Origin of the sequence: Aeromonas sp. QDB18, from assembly GCF_027705325.1 — a bacterium.
Taxonomy (GTDB): Bacteria; Pseudomonadota; Gammaproteobacteria; order Enterobacterales; family Aeromonadaceae; genus Aeromonas; species Aeromonas caviae.
Genome location: NZ_JAPDBQ010000332.1, coordinates 1 through 834, shown reverse-complemented (window position 1 = coordinate 834; position 834 = coordinate 1). Strand labels below are relative to the sequence as shown.

General features: G+C 49.8%; 1 protein-coding gene. It reads right to left on the bottom strand.

Annotated features, from left to right (window positions below):
* Positions 1-57: 57 nt before the first annotated feature.
* Entirely contained in the window at positions 58-621 is a 564-nt protein-coding gene (locus OKC30_RS21205; protein WP_270809840.1) for a hypothetical protein, read from the bottom strand.
* Positions 622-834: the final 213 nt, after the last annotated feature.

Genomic DNA, 834 nt, shown 5'->3' with positions numbered 1-834 from the left:
GCGATTAAATCAGATCACAAACGAAGCCTTTTTTCTATCTATTTCAATTGGTTGTAGCTAAAGATCCTGTACATGATAAGCGGCTTCCCATTGCGCTTTTAGCTCCTCACGTCTTGCCTGCAAAAAACTCATAGAAGCCTGAATTCTCGCCCTCGCCTTGAACAGGGGCAGGTCTTGCTTTTTTTTCTCGAGATGTCGTCCCACACTTTCCTGAAAGTGCATCGCCTCTTGACTCAATGCAACCTGCATCTCCTGTCGCCGCAGTTCCGTTTTCCTTTTGTTCAGGCCCGAACGACTGACATCCAGTAACGCACCAATCAACCGACTTGACTTGGCCTGTTGCTGCAGATCGGTAAAGAGAGAGCTCACAGCTTCGCTTTGTGTCAGACGTTCGAGGTAAGCGACACGCTCTTTGACCAAACAGTATTCACTCCAACTACGGCGGAGTTCGACCAGTTTTTTCCAGTGCTTCAGGGTCCAAAACCAGGGGATAACTGAAGCTGCCAGCAGCCCTGCGGCAATGGGATAGTCGTCAGCCTGAGGGAATGCCAACGTGTCACTCGCATGTATACTGGAAACTGTTAATGCCAGCGTTGCGCCTAGCCAGAGCAATAAGCTCATAAACGCCTTCTTCCGCTGCCGCGCATGCTCTGATTCATGGGGTAGCAAAACACTCGATAGCTCAGTCATTGGCAAATACCTCCCATGCCACGTGATATTTCTCTTCCCGATCCGGTTTGAAAACAGGGGCTTTGATTGTAACCGTTCACCGGGAGGATGTTGACAACAACTCTTCCGGGAGCGGGTAGTCTGTTTTCTCTATGCAGGCACTGA